The following is a 5406-nucleotide window of genomic DNA, read 5'->3' as shown; positions in this document are numbered from 1 at the left end:
TGCCATATTAATTCTTTTACTTTTTCTTCGAATATTTGTCCTGTTTCTGTTTCGTGTTGTGAAAGTAAATCATATACTTGTTCTTTTGTAAAGTATGGCACTTCTAAGTGTTCTGCTATGTTGAATGGACTGGCATTGTCTTCTAATATTCCGCTTAAATATCCTACGCTGATTAGTATTACACTTCTGAGTTTGTATCCTTGCCTTGAATGATATATTTCTCTTATTGTATGTAAAAATTCATTCATTAATTCTTGATTATTCAATTTTTCAAATTCATCAATCATTAATATTATTTCTTTCTTTTGTTTTTCATATAAATCTATTATATATTCATCCAATTCATTTATTTTTTTTATTTTGTTATTCTCATATTGAATATTATAGGATACTTTTAAATAAAATTTGACTTTCCTATTTAAATATTCTATAAATTCTCTTTCTGTTTTTATACTTCCTATACTTTCAAATGATATAAATATTGGTAAATATTTATCTTTTTTTTTCAACTATATCATTTAACAATGTTGTTTTTCCGCTTTGTCTTGGTGCTGATACTGTAAAATATCTCCAATTTTCTATATGGTCAAGTGCTTCTTTCATTATATCTGGTCGGTCAATATAATAACATGTCTTTTTATCAACAGGACCACTTGTGCAGAATCTTCTCATGGCTCACCTCCGGTGTTACACGTCTACAGCGGGTTTTTGGATTAAAAATTGGATTTTATATCTTTTCAATAATATAATCCTCAATATTTCTTTTTTCTGAATTGATATTTATTCCTATTATATATATTTCTTTTCCTTTGTATTTTTCATAATATTTCTTTTCTTTTATCTGGTTTATCGCATCAATTGCACTTTTATCCACTTTTATTTCAAAAAGATATATACTTTCATAAAAATCTATTACAAGGTCACTTCGTCCTAAGTTTGTTAATTCTTCTGCTTTTACATCTATTCCTGCTGATGCTATTATTGTAAATATTAATGAGTGATAATACTTTTCTTCTTTTTTGTGTAAGTTATACGGTATTGCACTTATTATTTTTTTTATTTCTTCTATTAATCCTTTTATATCGTTGTTTTTTAATTTTTTCCATATTGCTTTGTTTATTTCTTTTATTTCCACTTTATAGTTCGATTCTAATATTAATCTTGAAAAGCTATCTTTCACTTCAAGATTTGGATAGTCTAATATATATTCTTCTTCAAATCCATACATTTCTTTTCCTTTAAATGTTAAATATCCAGCCTGTGTGAAGAATATATTTGCATTTGCATCTTCTATTTCTCTTGTTGTAAAATCATCGCTACTTACTGTGTTTTTTACTAAATCCTCATAGGTTATTTTTTTGTCTTCTATATATTTTGATAGAAATGATGGTGATCCACTTTCAAACCAGTAATTTTGAAATTTCTTTTTTTGAAAGAATTTTAATATTGAAAATGGATTATACACATAATGTTCTCCATCAAAGGAAAATCCATTATAGTATTTTTTCATTTCTTTTAGCAATTGTTCCTTTGTGATATTAAATCTTTTTGCTGTTTGTTCTATATAGTCTTTAAAATATTCTTCTAATTCATTTTGGGTATATCCAAACATTTGCGAATAGTCTGTATCCAGAGATATATCATTTAAATTGTTTAATGCAGAAAATACTCCTGTTTTTGTGAATTTTGTAATTCCTGTTATAAATACAAATTTTATGTATTCATCTTTTGATTTTATTGTTACATAAAAATTTCTTAACACATTTCTATACTTTTCTGCCATTTCTTTGTTATTTATATTATCCAATATTGGTTTTTCATATTCGTCTACTAATATTACCACTTTTCCTTTTTTGGATAATTCTATTATTAAATCATCAAATGCATATTTATAGTGATCGTTTTTTATTTCTATACCATATTTTTTCCCTTCATCTTTTATTATTTTTAATAATCCTTCTTTTAATTCTTTTTCATTTTCGCTTACAACATCAAGTAAATTTATCCTAATTATGGGATATTCTTTAAATTCCCATTTGTCATATATGTATGTATCTTTAAATAATTCTTTTTCTCCTTTGAATAAATAATACAATGTTGATATTGTTAGGCTTTTTCCAAATCTCCTTGGTCTTGAGAGAAATATTGGCACTTCAGAACTTACTAATTTGTATATATATTCTGTTTTGTCTATATATATAAAATCTCTTTCTATTATTTTTTTATAATCTTGTACTCCTATTGGTAATTTTTTCATCGTTTTCGCCTCCCCAATTGAATTATATCACATTTCAGTAACTTCATTTCCACTCCACTTGATACAACAACCAATGAACTCTTTGATTTAATCCAATAACAAAAACCGGGGCAACCCCGGTTTTTGTTATTGGATTATTATTCATTAAAATCCAAAGGACCCAATTGTTTTATTTTTTAGTTTTTTCAATGTATATTTTAATCAGCTATGATATTCATTTTCTCAATAAAATATTTAAACGATTTGTTTTTTTTGTTTTTTTGAATTGCAATTTTAATAGAAAAATTTTTTTAAATTTCGATCATAAAAGTTATACGTGAATCAAATCTATCAGAAATCATATTATTAAACGATTCCTTTGTAATTTCATCAGTATTTTTAACTATGGGTATTATCAATATCGCGAGCAAAAATATAATCTGCATTCATTTTTTTTATGCTTATAATAAAATTATTAACCTTTTCCTTTTTCATTTTTGCATATCTTATAATATTTATCGAATCATATTTCTCGGATAATTCAAGTTTTATAATATTGTCAAAAAATCTTTTATCATCCTCTCATTCAACAAAAATATATAATTGCTTAAAACTCATAAAATTACCCCCCGAGTAAATCCTGAATAAATAGTTCTTCAATTCCTATTTCATTTTCTAAAAATATTTTTACTTCTTCTTTATCAGCCGGTCTGGAAATTGTAGAAAATCCCTTATCATCACGAGAAACAAATAAAATACTATTTAAATCTGCATATTTTACTATTTCTGGATTATGGGTAGTAACAATAATTTGCTTCTTATGTGAAGCATCCTTCATCATTTCTACCATTTTTGAAATAAGATAAGGATGAATATTCCGTTCTGGTTCTTCAATAATAGTTAAGTTTTTTTTCTCAAAATATAAGGTTATAATTAGAGCTATTATATTTATAGTTCCATCAGAGATCAAAGATGCAGGTATATAATTATTTTTAAAATACTTTTCTGCTAATTTTTCTACGTCAAGATTAGATATAAATGGCAAAATGTCTTTTACAAGATTAAAAAGCTTCTTTTTTTTATTTATATTTTTTATAATATTATTGAGAATGATTGATAAGTTACTTCCATCCTCCTCTAATTCGGCTTTTCCTGTAATTGGAATAGCTTTTTTTGGCAGTTTTGGATCAAAATCATAAATCGAAATATCTCCAAAAACTTCTATCAAAGGAAATGGAATAATAAAATAAGGAGTATTAATCAAAAGAATATTATTAGATAACTTTTCTTTTATAAAAAATTGTGGATATATACTATCTTCTTTTATGGGAATATCATCAGGACGTTCAAGGTTTATTTTTATTTTACCATTATTTTCTCTTGAAATAATGAGTTTTCCCTCACCAAGAAATTTATCTTCTTTCAGTTTTTTACTCTTTTCTTCAGACCTAAAAAATTTAAGTTTTTGAATCAATTTATCTTTCACAATTTTATATCTTGAACTTCTTTTGTAAAACTCTAATTCAAATTCATAAAATATTTCATGAATTTTTATTAAGAAAAATTCATCATTGATATTTTCAATAAAAACTCTCTCTTTATCAAAAGAAAACACAGATTCTATAGATAAATTTTCAGTTGAACCAACATTTATATTTCTAATATATTCAACATCACCTTGTATGGAAATGGCGTTATCTAACCCCAACTTTGCGCGATATCTCTTAAAAATTCAAAAATATGAATGAAATTGGATTTTCCAGCAGCATTCGCACCTATTAATACATTGAAATTTTTGAGTTCAACTTCTAATTCATTAAAACTTTTAAAATTTTTAACCTTTAATTTTTTTATTTTCATTTTCTTTTCCTCCAAATAATTATGAATCTTACGCAAATAAAAACTTTCCCGACTTGTTTATTTCAAATAACTTTTCTGCTATTTCTATAATTATTTCTTTTTTCAAAAGGTTAAACTTTTTGACCTTTTTATTATTGAGTCAATTTTTTATAGCTTTTGTTTGACATATTATGATTTTATCATAAATTCCTCCATTAGTATAGGTATCCAAAATATCCAACAAAATTTTAATCTATATTAATATACTAAAACAAATGCATTGAAAAGATGGTAGATATCAAAACTAGAAACATTCTTATTTATTTTAGTCAAACTCGGTATACCCACCTATTTGGAGTAAGACCATATAAGAATTTTATTTTTTTACTTTTCTTTTGATTCTTTCTGTTCTTATTTGATAAAAATGATTAAAAATGTTAATATAAAATATTTTGAACCAATAATATAGAACAATATAATAAAAACCTATAGGATACATTATATTTAATAAAAGAACTTCAAGTTTTATCGGAAAGAGCCTCCGTTCACTTGAAAAATACATTTTAACCAATTTAGATTGAGTCTTCAACTTCTCCAGCTCTTTATAACTTCAGGATCATGACTTAATGGTAATGGGTCAGCATCAAAAATTTTAACTATTTCGGGAATAATAAAAGCTTCTCCTAAAACTAATGCATTTTGTTTTTCTAACACAGGAACAATATCCAATAAATTTTTATTACTCACGCCAACTATTTTAGAAACTACTTCCAAATCATTTTTATTTGTAATTCTATGAATAATATAAGAATTACACTGAGAAATTATCGTTTTTGATAATTCTGATGGTCGCTGGCTGGAAATTATTAAGCTTATTCCAAATTTTCTTCCTTCTCTTGCCAATCTTTCAATATAATAACTTCCTAATTTATAATCATTTTTATCATCTTCATTAATATATCTATGGGCTTCTTCAAATAACAAAACTATATTCTTATAATCCTTATTTTCAACCTTTAATTTATATAATATCTTACTAAAAAGAAAAACAATAATATCCAATTCATCCTTATCAAAATCTGCCTCTATAATAAAAATTTCATTTTCATTATCTTCCATAATTTTTTCAATTATGTTTTTCTTTTCAGGTTCATACTCTAAAATTTTAAAAATTACTTCATCTTCTACTATTCTCTCTATTCTATATAATAATGTACCCATCCAACCATCCCAACGATTTTTCATATATTCATCTATTTTATCATTATCTTTTTTTGATCTATTCGTATTCACCCCTTACAAGATTTGGACAAAAAATAAGAAAGTGATAT

6 protein-coding genes are annotated in these 5406 nt (G+C 24.7%); all 6 read right to left on the bottom strand.

Going from position 1 to position 5406, the window contains the following annotated elements; genetic code table 11:
* Window positions 1-509, bottom strand: a 509-nt coding sequence (locus X275_RS08505; protein ID WP_231588312.1) for an AAA-like domain-containing protein, incomplete at its 3' end; no start/stop codon positions are given.
* Complete coding sequence (locus X275_RS11800; protein WP_231588310.1) at window positions 493-672, bottom strand: AAA-like domain-containing protein; 180 nt, start codon at window positions 670-672, stop codon at window positions 493-495. The genes X275_RS08505 and X275_RS11800, both read right to left, overlap by 17 nt.
* A 55-nt stretch (window positions 673-727) precedes the next feature.
* The gene (locus X275_RS08500; protein WP_047268417.1) at window positions 728-2257 is read right to left on the bottom strand and encodes an ATP-binding protein; all 1530 of its coding nucleotides are present in this window, start codon (window positions 2255-2257) and stop codon (window positions 728-730) included.
* Window positions 2258-2858: 601 nt separating this feature from the next.
* Window positions 2859-3944: an AAA family ATPase gene (locus tag X275_RS08495; RefSeq protein ID WP_197072632.1), complete on the bottom strand. Its 1086-nt coding sequence runs from the start codon at window positions 3942-3944 to the stop codon at window positions 2859-2861.
* Window positions 3935-4096, bottom strand: a complete 162-nt coding sequence (locus X275_RS11725) for an AAA family ATPase (RefSeq protein ID WP_197072631.1) — start codon at window positions 4094-4096, stop codon at window positions 3935-3937. The genes X275_RS08495 and X275_RS11725 overlap by 10 nt, the downstream gene beginning before the upstream one ends.
* Window positions 4097-4660: 564 nt before the next feature.
* Window positions 4661-5368, bottom strand: a complete 708-nt coding sequence (locus X275_RS08485; RefSeq protein WP_052913769.1) for an ATP-binding protein — start codon at window positions 5366-5368, stop codon at window positions 4661-4663.
* Window positions 5369-5406 lie beyond the last annotated feature (38 nt).

It is taken from the genome of Marinitoga sp. 1197 (assembly GCF_001021165.1).
GTDB lineage: Bacteria > Thermotogota > Thermotogae > Petrotogales > Petrotogaceae > Marinitoga.
The sequence above is the reverse complement of the archived record's forward strand: the minus strand, read 5'-3'. Positions and strand labels throughout refer to the sequence as shown.